19 protein-coding genes and 2 pseudogenes are annotated in these 21,118 nt (G+C 69.3%); 6 read left to right on the top strand and 15 right to left on the bottom strand.

The annotated features are described in order from the left end of the window. Positions 1-100 precede the first annotated feature (100 nt). Positions 101-925 carry an SDR family NAD(P)-dependent oxidoreductase gene (locus tag ACIQNG_RS26390; RefSeq protein ID WP_401488374.1) on the bottom strand — a complete coding sequence of 275 codons (825 nt, stop codon included), beginning with the start codon at positions 923-925 and terminating at the stop codon, positions 101-103. A 39-nt stretch (positions 926-964) separates the two neighbouring features. Beyond that, on the bottom strand, positions 965-1,606 hold the full coding sequence (locus ACIQNG_RS26385) for a TetR/AcrR family transcriptional regulator (RefSeq protein ID WP_401488373.1): 642 nt from the start codon (positions 1,604-1,606) through the stop codon (positions 965-967). Positions 1,607-1,882: 276 nt separating this feature from the next. Here ACIQNG_RS26385 and ACIQNG_RS26380 point away from each other — a divergent pair, with 276 nt between their 5' ends. Continuing rightward, positions 1,883-2,941 carry a polyprenyl synthetase family protein gene (locus ACIQNG_RS26380; RefSeq protein WP_401488371.1) on the top strand — a complete coding sequence of 353 codons (1,059 nt, stop codon included), beginning with the start codon at positions 1,883-1,885 and terminating at the stop codon, positions 2,939-2,941. Here the strand turns inward: ACIQNG_RS26380 and ACIQNG_RS26375 are convergent. After that, positions 2,919-4,631 (bottom strand): FAD-dependent oxidoreductase, encoded by a 1,713-nt coding sequence (locus ACIQNG_RS26375; RefSeq protein ID WP_401488369.1) that lies wholly within the window; start codon positions 4,629-4,631, stop codon positions 2,919-2,921. The two genes, ACIQNG_RS26380 and ACIQNG_RS26375, sit on opposite strands and share 23 nt — an antisense overlap. 529 nt (positions 4,632-5,160) lie before the next feature. On the opposite strand from ACIQNG_RS26375, the gene ACIQNG_RS26370 reads away from it, so the two are divergent. After that, positions 5,161-5,460 carry a hypothetical protein gene (locus ACIQNG_RS26370; RefSeq protein WP_401488367.1) on the top strand — a complete coding sequence of 100 codons (300 nt, stop codon included), beginning with the start codon at positions 5,161-5,163 and terminating at the stop codon, positions 5,458-5,460. Positions 5,461-5,591: 131 nt separating this feature from the next. After that, positions 5,592-6,719: a pentapeptide repeat-containing protein gene (locus ACIQNG_RS26365; protein ID WP_401488365.1), complete on the top strand. Its 1,128-nt coding sequence runs from the start codon at positions 5,592-5,594 to the stop codon at positions 6,717-6,719. A 401-nt stretch (positions 6,720-7,120) separates the two neighbouring features. On the opposite strand, the gene ACIQNG_RS26360 is transcribed toward ACIQNG_RS26365, so the two are convergent. From ACIQNG_RS26360 to ACIQNG_RS26340, 5 genes are all read right to left on the bottom strand, one after another. Next, positions 7,121-7,552 carry a hypothetical protein gene (locus tag ACIQNG_RS26360; protein WP_401488363.1) on the bottom strand — a complete coding sequence of 144 codons (432 nt, stop codon included), beginning with the start codon at positions 7,550-7,552 and terminating at the stop codon, positions 7,121-7,123. A 241-nt stretch (positions 7,553-7,793) separates the two neighbouring features. Continuing rightward, on the bottom strand, positions 7,794-8,501 hold the full coding sequence (locus ACIQNG_RS26355; RefSeq protein ID WP_401488361.1) for a response regulator: 708 nt from the start codon (positions 8,499-8,501) through the stop codon (positions 7,794-7,796). Continuing rightward, positions 8,498-9,727, bottom strand: coding sequence for a sensor histidine kinase (locus ACIQNG_RS26350; RefSeq protein WP_401488359.1), 1,230 nt, complete (start codon positions 9,725-9,727; stop codon positions 8,498-8,500). The genes ACIQNG_RS26355 and ACIQNG_RS26350 overlap by 4 nt, the downstream gene beginning before the upstream one ends. A gap of 124 nt (positions 9,728-9,851) precedes the next feature. Continuing rightward, positions 9,852-12,056 carry an MMPL family transporter gene (locus tag ACIQNG_RS26345; protein ID WP_401488357.1) on the bottom strand — a complete coding sequence of 735 codons (2,205 nt, stop codon included), beginning with the start codon at positions 12,054-12,056 and terminating at the stop codon, positions 9,852-9,854. 268 nt (positions 12,057-12,324) lie between these two features. Then, positions 12,325-13,572, bottom strand: coding sequence for an FAD-dependent monooxygenase (locus tag ACIQNG_RS26340; protein WP_401488355.1), 1,248 nt, complete (start codon positions 13,570-13,572; stop codon positions 12,325-12,327). An 80-nt stretch (positions 13,573-13,652) separates the two neighbouring features. On the opposite strand from ACIQNG_RS26340, the gene ACIQNG_RS26335 reads away from it, so the two are divergent. After that, entirely contained in the window at positions 13,653-14,246 is a 594-nt protein-coding gene (locus tag ACIQNG_RS26335; protein WP_401488548.1) for a TetR/AcrR family transcriptional regulator C-terminal domain-containing protein, read from the top strand. A 231-nt stretch (positions 14,247-14,477) separates the two neighbouring features. Here ACIQNG_RS26335 and ACIQNG_RS26330 read toward each other — a convergent pair whose 3' ends face one another. After that, the gene (locus tag ACIQNG_RS26330) at positions 14,478-14,864 is read right to left on the bottom strand and encodes a hypothetical protein (protein WP_401488353.1); all 387 of its coding nucleotides are present in this window, start codon (positions 14,862-14,864) and stop codon (positions 14,478-14,480) included. A 519-nt stretch (positions 14,865-15,383) separates the two neighbouring features. Between ACIQNG_RS26330 and ACIQNG_RS26325 the strand changes: the two genes are divergently transcribed. Then, positions 15,384-15,998 (top strand): hypothetical protein, encoded by a 615-nt coding sequence (locus tag ACIQNG_RS26325; protein WP_401488352.1) that lies wholly within the window; start codon positions 15,384-15,386, stop codon positions 15,996-15,998. 634 nt (positions 15,999-16,632) lie between these two features. Next, complete coding sequence (locus ACIQNG_RS26320; RefSeq protein WP_401488350.1) at positions 16,633-17,139, top strand: hypothetical protein; 507 nt, start codon at positions 16,633-16,635, stop codon at positions 17,137-17,139. A 121-nt stretch (positions 17,140-17,260) separates the two neighbouring features. Here ACIQNG_RS26320 and ACIQNG_RS26315 read toward each other — a convergent pair whose 3' ends face one another. The 6 genes and pseudogenes from ACIQNG_RS26315 to ACIQNG_RS26290 all read right to left on the bottom strand — a co-directional run bounded on the left by ACIQNG_RS26315 (position 17,261) and on the right by ACIQNG_RS26290 (position 20,725). Beyond that, complete coding sequence (locus ACIQNG_RS26315; RefSeq protein ID WP_401488546.1) at positions 17,261-17,731, bottom strand: ATP-binding protein; 471 nt, start codon at positions 17,729-17,731, stop codon at positions 17,261-17,263. A 3-nt stretch (positions 17,732-17,734) separates the two neighbouring features. Then, positions 17,735-18,034, bottom strand: coding sequence for a hypothetical protein (locus tag ACIQNG_RS26310; RefSeq protein WP_401488348.1), 300 nt, complete (start codon positions 18,032-18,034; stop codon positions 17,735-17,737). Positions 18,035-18,064: 30 nt separating this feature from the next. Continuing rightward, positions 18,065-19,558, bottom strand: a pseudogene (gene istA, locus ACIQNG_RS26305) (IS21 family transposase). A gap of 64 nt (positions 19,559-19,622) precedes the next feature. Beyond that, positions 19,623-19,946 (bottom strand): annotated as a pseudogene (locus tag ACIQNG_RS26300) (transposase); the annotation flags it as partial. A gap of 184 nt (positions 19,947-20,130) precedes the next feature. After that, positions 20,131-20,352, bottom strand: a complete 222-nt coding sequence (locus ACIQNG_RS26295) for a hypothetical protein (protein WP_401488346.1) — start codon at positions 20,350-20,352, stop codon at positions 20,131-20,133. A gap of 46 nt (positions 20,353-20,398) precedes the next feature. Beyond that, a complete protein-coding gene (locus ACIQNG_RS26290; RefSeq protein WP_401488344.1) occupies positions 20,399-20,725 on the bottom strand; it encodes a hypothetical protein in 327 nt (108 codons plus the stop codon). Positions 20,726-21,118 lie beyond the last annotated feature (393 nt).

The following is a 21,118-nucleotide window of genomic DNA, read 5'->3' as shown; positions in this document are numbered from 1 at the left end:
GAACGGCAACGGCACTGGTACGGCGAACCGGTGAAGGGGAGGCCCGTCGCGGACCCTCCCCTTCCTTCAAGCCGGCCCTCCCCTCCCTCGAACCGTGTGGTCAGACGGAGACTACGTGTCCGCCGTCCACCCGGACGACGGTTCCGTTGATGAAGTCCGCGAGTGAGCCCGCCAGATACGCGACCGCCCCGGCGACCTCCTCGACCGTGCCGAAACGGCCGATGTCATTGGGCGCCCAGCTCTCACTGGCCTTCGCCTCGATCTCGGACAGCTCGCTGCCCCACCCCTGGGCGGGCCCCACTTCGAGCAGCCACTCCCGGACGTGCTCCACCCGAATCGGCCCGGGTGACACCACGTTGGAGGTCACACCGGACCCCTTGAGATCACGCGCGAGCGACACCGCGAGGTTGTGCCTGGCCGCGAGCGTGGCGGAATACTGCGGCTGAACCGGCATGGGCTGCATGGCCAGACCACCGCCGATCTGAATGACACGCCCCCACCTCCGCTCCCGCATGCCGGGCACGAACGCCCGGATCATCCGGACCGCCGAGACCACATTGACCTGGTAAGCCTTCGACCACAGCTCCGGCGTGGTATCGCTCCACGGCACGAGATTGGTGCCACCGGCGTTGTTGACCAGGATGTCCACATCGCCGCCCGCCGTGGCCGCGCGGACGACCTCCGCCGCTCCGGCGTCGGTCGAGAGGTCACCGACGGCGATGTCGACCCGGCGGTTGTGGCCACGTATCTTGTCGGCCACGGCCTCGGCCCGGTCGCGGTCACGACCGTGGATGACGACATCAGCGCCCTCGGCGGCCAGCAGATCGGCCGCGGCCGATCCGATGCCCGAGGTGGAGCCCGTCACTAACGCTCGCTTGCCTGCAAGGTTCAAATCCACAGTAATCCTTAGGAAGTAGGGCCCCATAGTGGTCGATCGGCATGCCCCAGGAGGAGGGCGGGCCGCTCATCGGGCGGCAAAGGCCCGCAGAAAGGTCTCCACTCCGCTGGTCACGGTCGAGTCCACGACGGACTGCGACAGCGGGCGGGTTCCCATCGCTGCCAGCAAGGCCAGACGGTCGGAGATCAGCGCCATGAACTGACTCGCGGCGCGTGTCGGATCCGGGAGATCCAGCAGCCCACCGTTGGCCACCAGCGCCAGGCGCCCCGCGAGCGTGTCCAGCACCTCGGCGGAGCCGCGCAGCTGCACCTCTTCGTACAGCTCAGGGAAGCGTGCCACCTCGGAGTCGAGCAGTCGGCGCATCTTCCAGGCGTGCTCGCTGCGCATGCACTCCACCAACTGGTAGCCGATGCGCAGCAGTTCGGCCTGGAGGTCGCCCGGCTTCGCCGGCAGGGAGCGGACCGCCGCCAGTGGTTTGGTGTGCCAGTCGGCGGCTGCGTCGAGCATGACGGCGCGGAACAGGTTCTCCTTGCCGCCCAGATGGTTGTAGATCGTCGGTTTGGCGACACCCGCCTCGGCGGCAATCGCATCGATGGTCGCGCCGGCGTAGCCGACTTCGCCGAAGACGCGGAGGGCCGCGTCCAGGATGGCCCGACGTTTGTCGAGCCTGCCACGCGATGACGTGACCTGAGTCTCCGTGAAGGCCATGCCGTGATGCTACCAGTGCGATGCATAAAATGAACTCATGAGTTCAAGTCAGTTGATGAAGCAGGAAGCTAGGTGTGACCCTTCAGTCAGAACTTCTTGCGATGTGCCGGTTTGGCCTCAGCGGATGGATGACAGTGAGATGGCATGTCAGGTCGGGTTGGCGGCTGGTCGAGTACGGAGAGCTGAGGTAGAACGTGAGCAACGGCGATCAAGGAATCCGGTGCCTTCGCGCCGGCCGGCTCCGGCGCCACGTCAGGAACAGGGGGTGGAGGAGCGTTGGCGCAGAGTGCGGGCACCCGGGCGGACGTCGTTCTCAAGTGGGCGAGGGAAACCTGTGACCCGGAGATACGCAGATGGATCGCCGCCCTCGGCGGACACATGGGGGAGGTGGCCTCCTATCAGATCGGTTGGACCGGTGGCAGCGGCCCGAGTGAGCGGCACACCGGCAAGTACGTCCGCTCGGCCCTGACCCTGCTGTGTACGCGGGCTGTCGGAGGGGACGCCGCTCGGGCCGCGCCTGCTGCGGCTGCCATGGAGATGGTGCACAACCTGTCGCTCCTGTACGACGATGTACTCGACGGGGACACCGTCCGCCGTCACCGCGCCTCCGCCTGGCAGGTGTTCGGGCCGGCTTCCGCGACGCGAGCGGCTGACGCCCTGTTGGTCGTGGCCTTCGAGGAACTCTCCGGTGTCCGTGACGGGCCGCAGATCGCCGAAGATGCCTCAGCGGCCGTGCTCGACACGCTGATCCAGCTGGCCGTCGGAGAGAGTCTCGACGTGCTGTTCGAGGGGAGGTCTCGCGTCGAGCCGGCCGAGTGCCTGGAGATGGTCTCCGGCAAGACCGCGTCCCTCTTCGCCTGCGCCTGCCGCCTGGGCGCCCTGTACGGGCGGGCGGGTACGGCGGACACCGCCCGGTTCGCCGCCTTCGGCCATGACCTGGGCATGGCCTTTCAGCTGGTGGACGACCTGCTGGCCATCTGGGGAGACCCTCGCCTCACGGGCAAGCCGGTGTTCGGGGACCTTCACGCCCGCAAGTTGTCCGTACCCGTGGTGGCGGCACTGGCCTCCGACACCCCCGCCGCACGGGAACTGGCCATCCGCTACGCCCGCCCGCCCGGCAACGACCCGGACGGCGAGGGGGCGGGGCTCGCCCAACTCGTGGAGGAGGCCGGTGGCCGACAATGGACCCAGAAACGGGCGTCCGCGTATTGCGGCGCCGCCCACCAGTGGCTTGCGGAACTGCGCGGACGGACCGGCGCGACACACGGACCCCAGGCCCAGGCGGTCGCGGACCTCGAAGCCGTGTGCGACCTCATCGTGGCGCGCTCGCCGTGACCGCACTCCTCTCTGCCCAGGGCGCCGGAGTGTCGAGGATGTGGGCGCGTCCCTGCCGGTAGAGCTCGGCGTCGACCTCCTTGAGCCGGCGCAGTTCCTCCGGTTCGTACAGGGCGTGCACCACAGCCGGGTCGGCCGGATCCCCGGCCGCCGCGAGCAGCGCGTTCACCGCAGCGCGCGCGCTCTGGTTCGCGGCTTCCATGGTCGCCAGGTTCACCGGGCACCGCACGTAGTCGCCGGCCATGAACAGGTTCGCCGCGGCGGTGGCGGCCTGGGGCCGCAGCTTCCAGGAGTCCTTGGTATTGATCATGAGCGGCTCGTCGTTATGAGCGGGACCCGGCCCGTCCAGTCCCTTCACGGCCGGGTCCAGATGCCAGGAATGCAGCAGCCCGCGGTGCAGAAGCGGGGTGCGGCCGTCGTCGAGGGCGTCGCACAACTGCGCCCACACCTCCGCGGCGACCTCGGCGCGGGTGCACTCCCGGGCGGGCTTCCCGTAGAGGATGCCGGGAGTGTCCCATGCCGAGATGTCGACCGAGAGGCAGTCGGCCACCGTCCCGTCGCCGTAGGTGGCACGGAAGTCGACGTCCCAGAACTGTGCCTGGCTCACCGAGGTCAGCGCCCAGGGCGAGTCCAGGTAGATGACATGGCCGCAGGTGATCGCAGTGGGCTCGGTGAGATAGAACTGCATGCCGACCATCCAGTCCGTGTTCAACGACGCCACGCCGGCCAGTGCGGGGTCGGCGGCGGCCAGGCCACGGTCGAGCAGCGCACCGACACGGTCGACCGGCAACGCGCAGACGAACCAGTCGGCCGTCAGATCACTGCGCCGGCCGTCCGGTCCACGCAGGGACGCCGCCACGACGCGCCCGCCGCGGACCGACAGACGTTCGACCCGCCACCCCAGCTCCAACCGGACCCCACGAGCGCCCAGATGATCGACCCACGGATCGATCCACGCCGTGCTCGTCGGGGCGTTCAACACCCGGTCGGCCGCCTCGGACGCGCCTCGGCCCAGGAAGCCGTAGGCGAAAGCCTCCATGAAGCTCCCCACCGTGTGCGTGCTGCTCACCTCGGCCCGGGCCGCGACCACCGTACGGGTCGCCCCGACCACACAGACTTTCCGGTACTCCTCCGATGCCCCGGCCGCGCTGGTGAAGTCCCACCACGAGGTGCCCTCCCACTGCCCCAGCCGCCGCTCCTGACTGCTGGTCATGTACACCATCATGCGATTGGCGAAGTACAGCAGTTCCTCGCTCAGCTCCTGGCCGGTGCCGGGATCGAGCCCTCTGGCCCGCAGTATCTGCAACGGAGTCCGCGGGCCCGACAGCGACGACACATCCGTGACCCTCTCGTTCACCCGGCCGGACCGCGCCGAGAGCATCTGCGGCACCTCACGCAGATTGCCGTGGACTCCGTCGGGCTGCCGCCCGAACGGAATCCGGCGCATCGTGTCCGGGAGGCTGCGGTAGAACCCGGGGAAGAACCGGAACCCGTGCTCAGCGGGAAGATCGAGCCTGCCGGCCGTACCCGTCCCAGGAACCGAACTGCTGCGGGCCTTGCCTCCCCAGCCGGTCGGCTCGACCACGGTCACCTCGTAGCCACGCTCGGCCAGCTCCATCGCCGCGGTGAGACCGGCGACGCCCCCGCCCAGCACCGCCGCCGTCCCACCCGCGTTCTTCCGCCCACCCAAGACTGTCCCCACTCACGTGTCGAAAGTGCCGAGCGTCGGACCCCGGTTCGCGACCCCGACGTGATCGTCCCTGCCCGAGGAAGATCACCCCCGCCGACCACGATGTCGGCTCGGCGAACGACGCATCGAACTCCTGAACAAGGATGTCTCATGACTCCAGCCCCAGGTGAGGACTTTGATCAACTCGTCTGTCGCCCGGAGCTTGGAAGAGCGTCCGCCCGGTTCGGAGGGGCCTGGGGGCCGAGCGAGGTGACGCCTGGCCGACGGCCCGTCACGGAGTTCGTGGGCGTCGACCAGCGGCTCATCGGCCGACACCAGACTCGCCGCCGGCAGATCGGGGCAGCGGGGTCCGTCCACGAAGATGGGCAGGGACACCCGCCGGGGGAGCGGATCGCCTACCCGGGCGCCCTACCGAGGCCCAGCACGAGCAGCAGGTCTCCCGCCCGGTCCGGCCGTCACGGTGAGGGCGGCGTGATGCGCGGGAGCACGAGGGTGGCCGGCGCCCAGGCCGCCCCACCGAGCCTCCGGAATGACGGATGGCGTCAACCAGAACTCGAACGGTGTCGCGGCGGGCGAGTTGCAGCGGGAGATCATCTCCAAGAACCTCCCGGACGCCCAGCTCTTGCTCACCACGCGCTGCCCCTCGCGGGTGTCCGGTCCCCCCCCCACACACACCGGACACCCGCACTTCCTCGCCTCGCGAGCAGGGGGCGCAGCAGGAGAAGGGGGTCGGTTCGACGCGGAGCGGGAAGAGGTCCGGCTGCGTTGTCCTGACCGCCCCAGAGGCGAGTTGCCGCTGCTGCTGCACTGTGCGGGCGACCCCCTCTGATCGCTGCTCGCAGGACGGGTGAGTGCCCGGATGGCCGGTTCGCTGTCGGAGCACCGCCCGGTCCATGTCCGCGGAGGAGGCCGGGGGTTGTGGAGTACCGGGTTCCGGGGAGTTCGCGGTCCAATGCCGCTATGCCTTCTCTGCCTCCCTCGCGTCCGCGTCGATTAACCCGCACTCGTCGCACTGCCAGGGCCGTCACGTCCAGGCCCAGGTACGGCCGTTCCGGGGAGGCCGTCCGGACGGGCCGACGGGGCGACGCAGCCCGCCCGATCCCGCCCGGGCCGGGCGGGCTGGACTGGGCACGGCGGATCGAGCTGGTGTCGGTCCTGCTGGCCTCTGTCGCCGCAGTCGCGGGCCTGTGGTACTCGGCTGATCAGACGCGTGATGCGAACGAGCAGGCCCGGCAGGAGCGGGCACTGACGAAGGAAGGGCAGATCACCGACCGGTACACCGCCGCGGTGGAGAACCTCGGTGCTGACAAGATGGACCTACGCCTCGGCGGTATCTACGCCCTTCAGCGGATCATGAAGGACTCCCCACGCGACCATCCGACCATCTGCAACGTCCTGGCCGCCTACGTCCGCTCTCACGCCGCCGCGAAAGAGGGGGAACTCCCTGAGGTCCACGACCTCTCCTGGCCGATCGAGCTCCAGAACGTCCCGGCCGACGTCCACGCGGCCCTGACCGTCCTGGTCTTCCGTGACTCCGCACACGACGGAGATTTCCGTCTGGACCTGCGCGGCACCCGGCTCGACAGCGTCGAACTCGACGCTTCGGACCCGTCGCAGAGGGCCGTCCTGAGAGGAGCGAAGCTCTCCGGCATGACACTGATCCATGCGAACCTGCCCCGCGCGGATCTGTCTGGTGCGAACCTGCACGGTTCGACCCTGTCCGGAGCGGACCTGACCGGTGTGAAGCTGACCGGCGCGCGACTGTCCCACGCTGCCCTGCGATACACGGACATGGCCGGACTGACCCTGACCGATGTGAGCATGACCGGCACGCAACTGACTGGTGCCGACCTGACAGGCGTCACCTTCCACGACACGGACCTGAGGTTCGCGCTCCTGGATCGTACGGAGCTGGACGGCGCGACCCTACGCGGGACGGACTTGTCCCACGCGAACCTGAAGGGCGCGAGCCTGCGGGGCGCGGATCTGCGGGGTGCGGACCTGTCGGGTGTCACGAACCTGACGAGGGAGCAGATCGGCTCTGCTCGTATCGACGGAACGACGATTCTCCCCGCCGGGCTTTCCTGAAGCGGTATGCGGACGTGCACGCCCTCGGCGGAGCCAGAACGGGTCCCCGGCGGGCTCAAGCGGTTGCCGGGCCGGGGGGTTGTGCGGCGATGCCCCAATGCCACGAGTCAAGGGCCCTGAGGTGACGCCAAGAGGTCGTGAAATGCCGTGGGGCCTTTGCCGTCCAGGGGATCGAACAGGATCTCCCCCGAGAGGAGAGATCCTCTGGTGCGGTCCGTCATGAGCCCATGAACCGTCCGGGGAGCCGCTCGCGGGCATCGTGCCGGAAGCCGGGCGGCGAGGGCAAAGGCACCGGTCCTGCCGTGCGTGTCAGGCAACCAGGATCGGCCCGGTCCCTCGGTTGTCGACCGACGTGGCCGGGACCGGTCACCTCGGTTGACGACCGACCTGGCCGGGACCGGTCACTGCGGCGGCGGCAAACTCCCGGCCCGGGCCCGGCGGGTGGCTCGTACGAAGAGCGGCAGGGCCAGCAACAGCAGAACCCCTTCGACGGCCAGACTGACCAAGCCGAGCGTTTCGGTCCAGTTGCCGATGTCACCGGAGTAATAGGGCAGCCCAGGGCCCCTGGAGAGGACGTACCCCAGGATCGGACCGACGGCCACCCCCACCGCCAGCAGCCAGCCCGCCCGGATCACACCGAGGAGGAGCAGCAGGGCGGCCACCACGGCCGCGATCTCCAGGACGTGATACGCGATGCCGATGTAGTAGGGGTCCCGCGTCACCGTGATACCGCCCTGGTCCACCACATGGATGACCGCCACCGCCAGACAGAGCAGGATGCCCGACGATCTGGCCACCCAGTTGTACTCCGGCCCCGCCGTGTGGTGCGGCATCTGGATACACCCTGACCCTTCTGCGGCAGCGTGAAGCCGTCCGCCCGAGGGCTCCGGAGCGACGGCGCTCGTTCCGTGTGTCGCCACCAGCCTCACCGGGCGGTGCCTCCGCGTCGCCCCCGACAGGGCGGACGGGTGAAGGCCGGCTGTCCCCTCGGAGGTGCCCCCGCGACCAGCCCGATCAGCCTGCCGCACGCAGAGGAGGCCCCATGGACCCCCTGTGACTCCATGGCCTTGCGCTTCAGGGCCCGCGCCCGCCGTGGGGACGAGCGGGGGGCGGCTGCAGGACGCGGGCGAAGCCGGTCCGGTAGGCGAGGGCTACGAGCTGCGCTCGGTGGTGGGCACCGAGCTTGTGCATGATGCGCTGGACGAAGGTGCGGACGGTCAGCGGGCTGACATACAGGCGCTCGGCGATCTCGTCGTTGGTGAGCCCTTCTGCCACGCGGAGCAGGACTTCCTGTTCGCGGGGGGTGAGGTGGTCCATCTCGCGGGGGGTGGCGTGGGGCCGGTCGAGGCTGGAGGCGACGAGGTAGCGGCTGACCACGGCATGGGTGGCCAGCGGGGAGAGCACCATGTCGCCGGCCGCGACGGTACGGATGGCGGCGAGGAACTCGGCGGGCCCGACGCCCTTGCCGAGGAAGCCGCTGACGCCCGCGCGCAGGGCCCGGGTGATGGAGTCGTCGGTCTCGAAGGTGGTCAGGATGAGGACGCGGGTGCCGTGGAGCTGGGGATCGGCGGTGATCTGCGCGCTGGCGGACAGGCCGTCCCGGTGGGGCATGCGGATGTCCATGACCACGACGTCCGGTGCGGTGGAGCGGGTCAGCCGTACGGCCTGGTCGCCGTCGGCCGCCGTGGCGATGACCTCAAGGTCGTCGGTGGCATCGATGAGCACCTGGAAGGTCGCGGCGAGGAGAGCCTGGTCGTCGGCGAGGAGCACGCGAATGGTCATGAGGTGTCCTTGTCGTGGGCGGACGCGCGGCCGGCCGGCGTGTACGCGAGGGTGGGAAGCTCGGCCCTCACCTCGAATCCGGCGTCGTCGCGAGGACGGGCGTGCAGCTGTCCGCCGACTGCGTGGGCCCGCTCACGCATGCCGATGAGGCCGTATCCGGCGGCGTCGCGGACCGGTACGGGCGGGCCGTCGTCGGTGACCGTCAGGGTCAGCAGGCTGTCGGTGAAGCGAAGGCGGACGGCGGCGCTGGTGGTCAGCGCGTGCTTGGAGACATTGGTGAGTGCTTCCTGCGTGATGCGGTAGGCGGTGAGGTCGACGCCGGGTGACAGCGGCTGCGCGACGCCGTCCCGGGTGAGGGTGATGCTGAGGCCGACCTGGTCGAACGAGGCGATCAGCTCCGGTAGTTTCGCCAGCCCGGGGGAGGGCTCGCTCGAAGGGCCGTACGGTTCGTCGCGTTCACGCAACAGGCCCACGGTCGCCTTGAGTTCACCCAGCGCCGAGTTGAGGGTGGCGGTGAGGTTGTGCATGACCTGCTGCGCCCTGTCGGGCCGGCTGGCCATCAGGTAGTCGGCGGTGGCGGCCTGGGCGTGGGCGAGCGTGATGCCGTGGGCCACGACGTCGTGCAGTTCGCGGGCGATACGCATCCGTTCGGCGCCCACGCGTCGGTGGGCCTCTTCCTCGCGGGTGCGTTCGGCCATCTCCGCGCGCGCTTCCACCGCGGCGACATAGTCGCGACGGCTGCGCAGGGAGTCGGCCACGGCCGGGGCGACGAGGATGAAGGCGGCCAGTCCCACCTGTTCGGGCCGCAGCCGCGCGCCGCCCGGCTGCCACAGGGCCGAGGCGGCCAGCAGAGCCAGGGCCGCGGCGGCGGAGTAGCGGGCGGCGGTGCGGCTGTCGGTCCGCCAGGCCAGTGAGGCGAGCGCCGCCATCACGGGGCCGGTGAGGGTGGAGCCGAACTCGTAGCCGAAAGTGGGGCCCATGGCGCCGAGGACAGCGGTGCACGCGGTGGTGGTGACCACGGTCAGGCGCGGGCGGCTGCGACGCAGCAGCAGCGCCGCGCAGGCCAGGACGGCAACGCCGGCGACGGCCGGTGGCGGCCAGCGCACGATGCGGGGCGGCTGCGCCATGGTGGTGCAGAGCACCGCGAGGGCGCACAGGGAGGCCGCCGTCGCTGCGTCGAAGCCGCGGGGGTGGCGGCGGGCCCACGACCGGATGTCGGCGATCACGCGCTCCTCCTTCACGGGTGTGCGGGGTGGTTGTGGTCGGTGGACGATCAGGGCGGGCGGACCCCGCGTATGCGGGATCGCCCCGGAGGCCCGCGGGTCGGCGGGTCCCCGGGGCGGTGGTGGGTCAGGCGTTCACCGACTCCTCCCGTGACGAGGGTGCCGCCGGGGCGAGAAGCTCGGCCGCGAGTGTGCGGGTGAGCTTCTCGCCTTCGATGTCCAGATCGGGCAGCAGCCGGTCCAGCCACCTGGGCAGCCACCACGCCGCCTGCCCCAAGAGGGCGAGAGTGGCGGGGACGATGGTCATGCGGACGATGAACGCGTCGAAGAAGACGGCGGCGGCCAGCCCCAGACCGAGCATCTTGATCATGGAGTCGGTCATGCCGATGAATCCGGCGAAGACGGCGATCATGATGACGGCGGCTGCCACGACGACGCGGGCGCTGTGCCGGAAGCCGGTGACGATGGCCCGCGTGGGCGATTCGCCGTGGACGTGGGCTTCGCGGATGCGGGTCACGAGGAAGACTTCGTAGTCCATGGCCAGACCGAAGACCACGCCGATCAGGAAGATCGGCATCATGCTCATCACCGGTCCGGTCTGGGCGACGCCGAGCAGGTCGGCGAGCCAGCCCCACTGGAAGACCGCGACGATCGCGCCGAAGGCCCCGGCGACCGAGAGCAGAAAGCCGAGGGCCGCCTTGAGCGGGACGAGGACCGAACGGAAGACGATCATCAGGAGCAGGACGGCGAGTCCCACCACGACCGCGAGGTAGGGGATGAGGGCGGCGGTGACCTTGTTCGAGACGTCGATGTTCATCGCGGTCTGACCGGTCACCAGCAGGGAGGCGCCGGACGTGGCCTTGAGGTCGGCGGCCTCGGAGCGGATCGTCTTGACGAGGTCCTTGGTCGCGCCGGCGCTCGGGCCGGTGCTGGGCACAGCGGCGATGATCGCGGTGTCGCCGGCCTTGTTGAAGGTGGCCGGTGAGACGTCCACGACGCCGTCGGTGGCAGTCAAGGCCGTGCGGGCCCGCGCGGCGGCGGCCTTCGCGTCATCGGCGGCGCCGGCGTCGATGACGATGGTCAGGGGTCCGTTGAAGCCGGGGCCGAAGCCGTCGGCGAGCGCGTCGTAGGCGCGGCGCTGAGTGGTCGAGGTGGGCTGCGCCTCGTCACCGGGCAGGCTGAGCTGGAGATCCAGTGCCGGGATGGCGACGACGCCGAGGCCCGCCACACTCAGCAGCAGCGTCGCCAGAGGCCGGCGGACGACGAAGCGGGCCCACCGGCTGCCCGCGGGCTCCTTCGCGCGTACGGCGGTGGTGATGCCGCGGCGCTGGGCGCGCGGCAGGACGGCCCGAGGGAAGAAGCCGAGCAGGGCGGGCAGCAGCGTCAGGGCGACCAGCACGGCGATGACGACGGTTCCGGCGGCGGCAAGCCCCATGTCGGTGAGCATCGGCACACCCGCCACGGACAGCCCGGCCAGTGCGATGACGACGGTGGCGCCGGCGAAGACGACAGCGGATCCGGCGGTGCCCACCGCCCGGCCCACGGCCTCCTCCGGAGTGTGCCCCTCGGCCCGTTCCGCGCGGTAGCGGGAGACGATGAACAGGGCGTAGTCGATGCCCACGGCCAGGCCCAGCATCAGAGCCAGAGTGATCGTCGTGGTGGACATGCCCGCGGCGATGATGGCGCAGACTCCCGCGCCCAGGCCGATGAGGGCGGTGACCAGAGGAAGTCCGGCGGCGACCATCGCGCGGAAGGTGATGAACAGCACGAGCGCGGCGACGGCGATGCCGATCAGTTCGGTGATGCCGCCGAGTTCGGGACCGCCGTCGACGGCCGAGCCTCCGACTTCCACCGTCAGCCCCGCCGCGCGCCCGTCTTCGACAGCGTCCATGAGGGCGGCGGACGTGGACTCGCTCAGGTCGTCGCCGGCGACGGTGTAGGTGACGGTCGCGAACGCGGTCGTGGCGTCCTTGCTGACGGCCTCCGGCGCGAAGGGGTTCGAGGCGTCCTTCACCTGCGAGCCGCGCGCGACGGTGTCCACGACCTTCTCGACAGCCGCCCGGTTCTCGCGAGCGGTCACCTTCTGCCCGTCGGGCGCGGCGAAGACGATACGTGCGTCCGCGCCCTCCGCGTTGTCCCCGGGGAAGCGCTCGTCGAGCAGGTCGAACGCCTTCTGCGACTCGGTGCCCGGCATGGAGAACCCGTCCTCCTCCGCGGCCGGGGCACGGAGAGCGGCGAAGGAACACGCCGCCAGGATCGCCACCCACAGGAGAGCGAAAGAGCGGCGCTGCCGGAAGGACAACCGGCCGAGCCGATAGAGCAAGGAAGCCATGACGAGGCGCTCCAGTCGAAGAGGAGAGGGATGGTGCCGCGGCCCTGCCGTACGCACTGGACGCGCTGACGGTCCGCGGCTTCGTCCCCATGGTTGGCAACATCGGCCGCCGCGTCGTCCCGCGTCTGCGGACACCCGCCCGTACTGCAACTGCAGTACGGGCGCGGCGAGGACCGTCCCCGAGGGGCAGGACACCTGGTGGCCTCCCGCCCGCTGACCGGCCCGCGTCACACCTGCGGCCCGCGCCCCCCGGGCTGCGCGGTGCGGCTCAGACGGCGTGCGCGTCGGTGTAGGCCGGCAGCCGCCAGTCGCCGCCGCGGTCCTTCCTGGAGAACCTCGCGACCAGGTCGGGGATGTGGAAGAAGCAGGCCAGCGCGGTGGCGTTCTGGAAGGCACGGATGGCGTGCTTGTTCATGGGCATGCCCACGCGCAGGATGCGGGGATCGACCCCGCCCTGGATCTCCTCGACGAAGGGCCGCAGGACACGGTCGTAGTTCGCCAGGGCGGCCGGCAGGTCGTACGCGTGCCGGTTGACCTCCCCGGCCAGGACGTAAGCGCCGACCAGGCCGCCGGAGATCCCCATGCCGCTGTAGGGGGAGGCGCAGTGCGCGGCGTCCCCGGCCAGGACCACCCGGCCCTTGGACCAGCTGTCGATGCGTACTTGGGCGATCTCCTGGGAGTAGAAGAACGGGCTGTCCTTCATGCCCTCGATGAACCGGTCGGTCTGCCATCCGGCGTCCCGGAACCGGTCGGCCCAGAACTTCTGCTGCCGCTCGACGGGAGCGCGGTGGATCGCGGACGCTTCCGCCGACTCCTCACGCATCACGAAGTACACCTGGGTCTCGGTCGCGTTGTGGCTGCGCCGCATGATCTGCCGGCCGCGCGGGACCATGTAGGTGTCGCGGATGTTGCTGTCGGAGGCAATGCGCGGCACGAACCAGTAGGCCATGTGGATGCCCACGCGCCAGTACGGGTCGAAGCCCTCCGGCAGCAGCGCCCTACGGATGCGCGAGCCCTGCCCGTCGGCGCCGATCAGCAGGTCGTACTCGCCGGAGGTCCCGTCCGAGAAATGTGCGGTGACCCGGTCCGCGTCCTGGTCGAAGCCGTCGACGCTCTTGCCGAAGACGTACTCGGTGTCGTCCTTGGTCGCCTCGTGCAGGATGCGGACCAGGTCGCCACGCATGATCTCGTACTCCGAGGTCAGGGTCTGACGGCCCGTGCCGGAGGTGTTCGCCATGATCGTCGCCTTCGGCTTGCCCCGGGAGTCGACGAAGGCCACACCCGCCTCGTCCACCAGCCGGCTGCGCACCGTCTCCAGCAGGCCCATGCGCTCGACCGCCTCGATGCCCTGTCCACGCAGGTCGACCTGCGCACTCGACGCGCGCAACGTCGGGAAACGCTCGACGACTGTCACCTGGTGACCGCCGAGGGTGAGCCAGAAAGCCAGCGCGGGTCCGGTGACGCCGCCGCCGGCGACAAGGATCCGCAGCGAACGCTTCGCGATCCCGTCCGTCATGCCCGACCACCCCAAAATCTATCGGTGATTGATTTCTTCTCACCGTCCTCTATCAGCGATAGATTGTCAACGTGACCAAGATGAACCGTGAGTCCGTCGTCGCGGAGGCGCTGGACCTGCTGGACGATGTCGGCCTGGACACGGTCAGCACCCGTCGGCTGGCCAAGCGCCTGGGCGTCGAGCAGCCGTCGCTCTACTACCACTTCCGGACCAAGAGGGACCTCCTCGCCGCCATGGCGCAGGCAGCCATGGCCCCGCACGCCGACGCCCCGCTGCCCTCCTCCGAGGACGACTGGCGCGTGTGGTTCCTGGAGAACTCCCGCAGCTTCCGCCGCACGCTGCTGATGCGACGTGACGGCGCCCGGCTGCACGCCGGCAGCACTCCGACCGGCGACCTCGACCGGATCCGCCGCAAGATGGCCTTCCTGGTCACCTCAGGCGTGCCCGAGCGGGAGGCGCAGATGGCGATGCTGGCCGCCGGCCGCTACACGGTCGGCTGCGTGCTGGAGGAGCAGGCAGACGTAGCTCAGCCGGGGAGTGAGGACCTGCCCGACGACATCCCCACGCTCGATCACGAAGCGGCCTTCGAGGCGGGCCTCGCGCTCATCCTCGGCGGCCTCGAACAACGCATCACGGCATCCGGCCCGGCCACCGTCGCGCCGCCGGCGATCTGACCGGCTGCGGGCCGGGAGAACGCCCGCCGAGGACGTTCGCCGCTGGCCAGGCGTTCCGGACAGCCCCGACAGGCCGGTCGGCTACGAGCAGCCACACCACCCCGGCAGCGGGGGCAGCTTCCCGCTGGGGGAGCCGGTGAGCGGGGCTTCAGGCAGCGGGGGCAGTGAGTGCACGAGCAGGCCGCCCCAGCGCAGCGCCTCACCAGCGCCGACATACCGAAGGTGACCCCGTCACCGGATCACGGTGATCTCCGGAAGGATCCGAGGCCAAGCACCCAGTTCCGGGAGGAGAACCTGACGGGCCACACACCGGGCCCGGACCCACGCCTCGTCCGTGAACAACCCGTCCCTCGCCCATCGATCGGCATGCTCGCCCTCGCTCATACCGCTGAGAACTACGTCGATCTCCCGGAGGCCGGCCATGACCACACTGGCGAGCCGCCCCTCGGCCACCAGGGGTTCAGCCATGCGAAACGCGTGATCGAAGTCCAGGGCGATCTCGTCTGTCGCCACCCCGTGCCTGGCCAGCCAGGCCATCTGGACTTCGGCGTCGGCCGCCAGCACGATCAGCGACTCGATCAGCAGACGCCGCCGGAACGAAGCAGTAGGGACCCTCACACCGCGATCGTCCCATGCCCTGACTCTCGCGAGCACACAGAAATCACTCAGACTGAGCGGCCCCGAGCGGCAGCCCCGCGGCGTCGGTTGAGGCAGAGCCGAGGCTGTTCGGACACGACAGGAGGTTTTCAGCAGGGCGGAGCAGGCGGCGAACTCGCGGGTGGCGCAGGGAGACCCGCTCATGGATGTGGAGATCCCCCCGGACGTACGTGACACCGCTGTGCGGCTTGGATCGGGTGCTGCCCTCGCGTTGAGGGCGGTGGTCGGCCGGTCGGCCGACGATCCCGACATGGGGCGCCCCTCGTCCGTGCCTGGTGTGGTCAGCGTTGCTGTCGACGGCGACATGTTCGAGGACTGCCCGGATCTGACGGTCGGCTACATCCACGAGCCCGACCGGATCGAGATCCGCCTCCTGAATGTGCCCCGCCATCGAGCCCCCAGCGGCGCACACTGCCAGAAGGCGAAGGAGGGGAACTCGGGGCGCGGGCTTGGTCTGCCGGGCCGACCGCCGCAGTCGCGGTGCCTGAGATCGCCGACGCCTGGCACCGCATCACCGATTGGCTTCAGCATCGTGCCCCCGACTCCTACGCCGGCCTTCGCACGGGAGCCGGTCCAGCGGCCATCGCCACGGTGGAGGGCGCCCTCGGCCTGCGGATACTTGTCGAGCTGCACGTCCTCTGGCTGATGACCGCAGGCGACGACGGGGCCGACGGCTGGGGATGCCTGCCCGGCAGTGAGGCACTGATGCCGCTGGAGACCGTAGCCGACACTAACCAGCGCAAAATGAGATTCCAGGCCGAACAGGTCCTCCGGAACGCGGACCTGCCCGAGGAGGAGCGGATCCACACGTGGAAGCCGTCATGGATCCCGCTCGTCGGTCTCGGGCCGGACGACCGGACCTCGGGTCGGTACCTGGACACACAGACCGGCTATCCGGGCCGCTGGTCCCGCTACAACGAACCTTCTGGCGAGGAACTCGACACTCCGATCACTTACCTGGAGGCGGCGGCGGACATGCTGGAGTCGCCGGCCCTGGCCACGCGCGATAGGCCCGGCCTGCTGGGAGGGACGCCGGTGTGGTGGAGCAGTATCGACCTCGTGCGCGAGGATCGATGGCGACCGGTGACGGAATGACCGCAACCCATGAGGCGTCGGACCGCACGGAGCTGGCCCCTCCTGCTTCCTTGCGCCACCGCCCAGCTCACGTCAGCCGATGTCGCGCCAGGTGCAGGTGGTGGCGGCCGAGGTGCAGTGCTCGAACCTCGGCCCGGTCACGAAGAATCCGTCACCGTCCAGCATCCGCAACGACGGCACCGGAAACTTGCGGACGCGTTCTGGTTCGCGTTCCGAGGGGTCGCCGTCCGACCGCAACGCTCCGTGCCGCGCGACCCGTTCGCCACGGCGCGAGTGTCCGCCAAGAGGCCATAGGGCCCCGAGAGATCGCCCATCCGGTCCATGAACAACTGGGCGCACTTGGTTCCCGAAGTCACCAGGTTGACGCTCTTCGGGTAACCGCCGGACCCGTGCCGAGGCCCTCGCGAACTCGCGGCAGACGACCCGTCCGACGAGCGGATCGGTTCACCCTGACCGACGGCATCACCGCGCAGTGGCCGAACTTGGCGCCCGGATCGAAGCCCACCCCCGCCAGCACCCGGAGCCGAGGCGCATGGTGCCCACCACCGGCGCCGCGTCAACGTCTTCTGGGCCGGGCCTTAGCTTGTCGTTTATCCCGTAGAAGACTTCGGTTCTTGGCTCGCATACTGGTCAGATGAGTCCGATCTCCCCGCACCGTCGCTTCCGGGACCCGCGCTGCACGAAGTACGACTTCCTCGCGTCGGTCCTCGTGCGCTGTCCCGGCTGCGAAAAGGTCGCGCATGTTGTGGCAGGACCGGGGGCGGCCGGAGTGCACGGTCCGGATCTTTTTGCATTAAGGCGTCTCGTATGCCCGAATTGCGGGGTGGCAAAGGAACGCAGCCGTGCAGGTGTGGTCCTGCATCGGGATCGCCACGAGCCCGCCACGGACCCGTACTTCGGTGTCCGTCTGTGGCTGCAGAGCGAGACTCGGCACGGGTGGGTTTGGGCCTACAGCCTGGAACACCTGGACCTGATCAAGCGATTCGTGCAGGCGTCGCTGCGTGAAGGGATTCCCTGGCACGACCACGGTCGGAAGATGACCGTGGTGGCCCGCCTGCCCGCATGGATGCAGCAAGCCAAGAATCGCGACGAGGTGCTTCGGGCCATCGCCCGTATCCACGCTTCACCGCTCCGCACCTGATCCGGGAACCGTGCGCTTGCCAACGGTCATAGAGATGCCCAGGTGGGTGGCCGTTAGGTGTCCAGGCTGGTGGCCAGCAGAAACCCAGATGTGTGGCCAGTGGTGTTCCTGGGGGTGGGGGTCAGTTCAAGGGGACCACTCCCTTCCCGGCGAGTGCCTCGGCGAGGCGGTGCGAGTCGCCGGTGGTGGTGACGAGGTGAGCGTGGTGCATGAGGCGGTCGGTGCTGGCGCCCGCGAGGGTCTTCGGCATGATCGTGTCGAAGCCTGAAGGGCGGATGTTGCTGGTCACCGCGATGGAGCGACGCTCGTAGGCGGCATCGATGATGCGGTAGAACGCCTCGGCGGCGTCCTCGCCGACCCGCAGCAGGCCGATGTCATCAATGACGATCAAATCGGCCCGGCAGATCCGGGCGACGGTGCGGGCGGTGGATCCGTCGACCTTCGACTTCCCGATGGCGGCGCTGAGCGTCTCCAGGGTGAACCAGGCCACCCGCAGGTTCTTCTCGATCGCGGCCTGGGCGAGTCCCTCGGTGAAGTGACTTTTCCCTGTGCCCGACGGGCCGGCGATCACCAAGTTCTCGGCGCGGCCGATCCATTACAGGGTGATCAGGGAGTTCTGGGTGGGCTCGGGGATGGTGGAATCCTCGGCCCGCCAGGAGCCCAGGGTCTTGCCGGTGGGGAAGTTCGCCGAGTGCCGTCGCAGCCGCCGGGTGGCCGCGTCGCGGCCGGTGACCTCCTCGGCGATGAGCAGTCGCAGTACCTCGGCCGGGTCCCAGCGTTGCGCGCGGGCGCTGGCCAGCATGTCGGGGGCTGCTTTGCGCATATAGGGCAGGCGCATGCGGTGCATGAGCTTGTCGAGTTCCTCGGGGATGGCGGGCGGGTTGGGAAAGCTCATGGAGGCGCAGTTCTTGTGGGTGATGTGCAGTCAGAAGGTGTTGTGGGGCGGGGAGTTGGTCACTTCCCCCGAAGCCTGCCAGCCGATGGTTCGGTTCTGGACGGAGGGGGCCTCGTCGGCGCGGACGGGCTTGCTGTCCGCGATGTGTCCCAGAATCGAGAGCAGGTCTCCGTCGGCGAAGCGTCCGGCCGCGGCCGCAAGTCCCAGGGCCTGGTCGACTCGGTCGTTGCCCAGGACGGTGGCCAGCTCGACCGCGCGGGCCATCTTGGCGCGGATGCGGGTGGCGCCGGCGGGTCCGGCTTCCTTGAGCCAGCGTGCCGCGCCGGGGCCGATGCCCACGAACGCGATCTCGGCCTCCGAGCGCGGTTGCAGTCTGGGCTGGTGGACGCTGCTGCCGTCAGGGTGGTCGGGGTAGTGCTCGTGGATGATCTGCGGAACACCCGGGGTGGAGAGCTGATGGCGTCAAATCTCCGACAGGTCACCCGGAGTTGGTGCGGGCGGTGATGGACAGTTCCTCGCCGACCACCCGGCACCACACGCTCACGCCGGTGTAGCCGGGCGGGGTCGAGTAACGCACCGAGTTGAGCTGATGGTGCGATCGGAGCCGACCAGTCTCTCTTCGCCCAGCGCGGGCGCGAGCGGCTCGATGGGCAGGACGTGCAAGGTCGTGCGTTCGATGTCCAGGCGGTCGGCGGGTATCTGCCCCGTCGCCCGGTGGCGGCGGGAGTTCACCGTGTCGCACCAGGTCCGGCAGGCATCGGCGAGCTCGGCGAACGAGTCGTAGGCGGGAAGAAGATTCGCGTCCGTGGGCACCAGGTCGGCCTTCGCGATGCGGACCGTGGCTTCCGCGCCGCCCTTCGATTCGGGGTCGTAGGGCACGCAACTGACCACCTGGCAGCCGTAATGCCGACCGGCGGCGACCATCTGCGGGTGTCGCACCGGGATCCCGGCGATGTGCTCGACGGTGACCGTTTTCGCGTTGTCCGTCAGTACGTATGTCGGTGCCCCGCCGATCCGGCGCAACGGTGTGTCCAGGCAGGCCACCAGCGTGCCCAGGGTGCAGTCCCAGACCGGGATCACCACCCGGAACCGGGACCAGGACAGCCATGCACAGAACAGCCAGGTCCGCCGGCCGCCGATGCGCGGACCCTCGCCCCAGTCGAACTGCAGCCACCGACCCGGCTCGGGAATCCACGGTCGGTAGGTGCGGCGCTTGCCCGCCTTCCAGGCCGTCTTCGCCGCGTTCACCGCCCGCCTCGTCGAGCGCGCGCTGCCCCGGTAGCCCATCCTCACCAGCTTGTCGTGGACCACGTCGGCGCGGATCGTCGCCTTCGACTGCTCGACCCACTCCTCGACCTCCTCCAGGAACGCGTCGATCACCTTCGGCCGCGGCTCTCGTTCATAAGGATTTCGCCCGCCGGCGCGGGCCTCGACATACCGCTTGACCGTCTTCGGATCGTGTCCCGCCAAGGTCGCCGCCGACCAGACCGTCCCGGTCAGGTCGTACGCCTCAAGGATTTCCATGATCTCTCTGTCGGACTTCGTCACAGGACCTCTCCGACCGACTGCTGATGCTCGCAGACAACAGCAAACCGGACGGAGGGGTCTCCCTCAGATAAGGAAGCTCCCAGGGGCGGCGGAGATCAGTGACCAGGCCACGGACGAGGCAGAGTTGGGTGTGAGCGGCGATGGTCAGCCAGGCCCACCGGTCGGCGTCCTCGGGGTCGCGGAGCTTCCGTCGGGTCCAGTCAAGCGTCTGCTTGATCATTCTGAAGGTGTGCTCCAGGTCGAACCTGCGCAGGAACGCGTGCCATAGCCGGTCGACCGTCTCGCCCGCCCCGGTGCCCGACCACCACAGCCAGAGGGGCTTGGGGTCCGCGCCGTTGGGCAGGCGGTCGACCGCCTCGCGCAGGTTGCGTTCGCCGGCCCCCACGAGGGCGAGCACATGACGAACGACGCGTGCCGGTGCACGTCACGGAGATGACATAGACCGGCACTCGTCCGTGAGGCAGCCGGGAAGGGGCGGGGCGCTCGGGACTTCCCTCACTGTTCAGGCCGCTGCTGTTGAACGGGTCGCCCGGGTTGGGCGCAGCGAGTCAAGTCGCGGGGAGCTGGACGGCGGTTCGGCCGGCGATCGCGTCGACCTGCCGCTTGTACTTGTCGAGAAAGAGACGCTCTTCAGGGCTCAGCCCCGGGTCGAGGTCGAAGCCGAGCAGGTCGTCCGCGTGCTCCTCTTCGTACTTCCGTAAGATCTCCTTGCTCAGCGGCCACCGGTGAAGCCAATCCGCACGACGACTCGTTCCGGCGGCAATGCTCAAGACGTTCGCTGCTCTGCGAGAGCCCTTGGCGGGGTGGTGGCAAAGGTCAGGCTGCTTGGTCGTAGACGGGGCCGTTCTCCGGGGATGCGCCGTCGGCGCCCTCGGGCTGAGCGATCTGGCGGAGGCGTTGCTTCTGCGAGGTGCGCAGGATGGCCCAGACGATGAGCAGGGCCCCGGTCGTTGACCAGGCAGTGCTCCATGTGATGGGCCACCAGTCGGCTGATGGCCGGAGCAGGACCTCGGTGGCGGTGAGGAGCATGGCGGTCGCGTGTGTCCAGCAGAGCACGGTGCCGGCCCAGCGGGTGGCGCGGTTGATTCTGCGGAAGCCAGGTCTCGCCCGCGGTCCGTCCTGTTCCATGATCCCCCGTTTCATCGTGTGCTTCTTTGCCCGACTTTGACTGTTCATGCGTTCGATCGCGAGGAACGGTGGTTCGGGCGGTCGATTTTCAGCCCCGATTTGGTTGACGTCGAAAAGTTGTCACAAGGCAATAGAGGCTTCGGCAAGCCCTCTTAAGAGGCATATCGGTCGTTGAAGTCGGCTTGGTCTGCCACGTTTACGGATTTCCGGTCGAGAACCTGTTCGTGTTGCATGAAGAAGCCGTGGCAGCGTGTGGACCTCCGGTGGCCGCTTCAGCCGTCACCATGTCTACGTAGTCCCATGGGGGGATCGCATGGTTTTGCGTGCTTCCGGCACGCCGTCTCGGCGTGCCCGCTTACAGCGCAGAAGCGCTCTGACAGCGGCCTTGGTCGTGGGCGCCCTGGGCGC

Origin of the sequence: Streptomyces sp. NPDC091377 (genome assembly GCF_044757045.1) — a bacterium.
Classification (GTDB): domain Bacteria; phylum Actinomycetota; class Actinomycetes; order Streptomycetales; family Streptomycetaceae; genus Streptomyces.
Note: the sequence above shows the minus strand (reverse complement) of the source record. Positions and strands in the feature narration are given on the sequence as shown.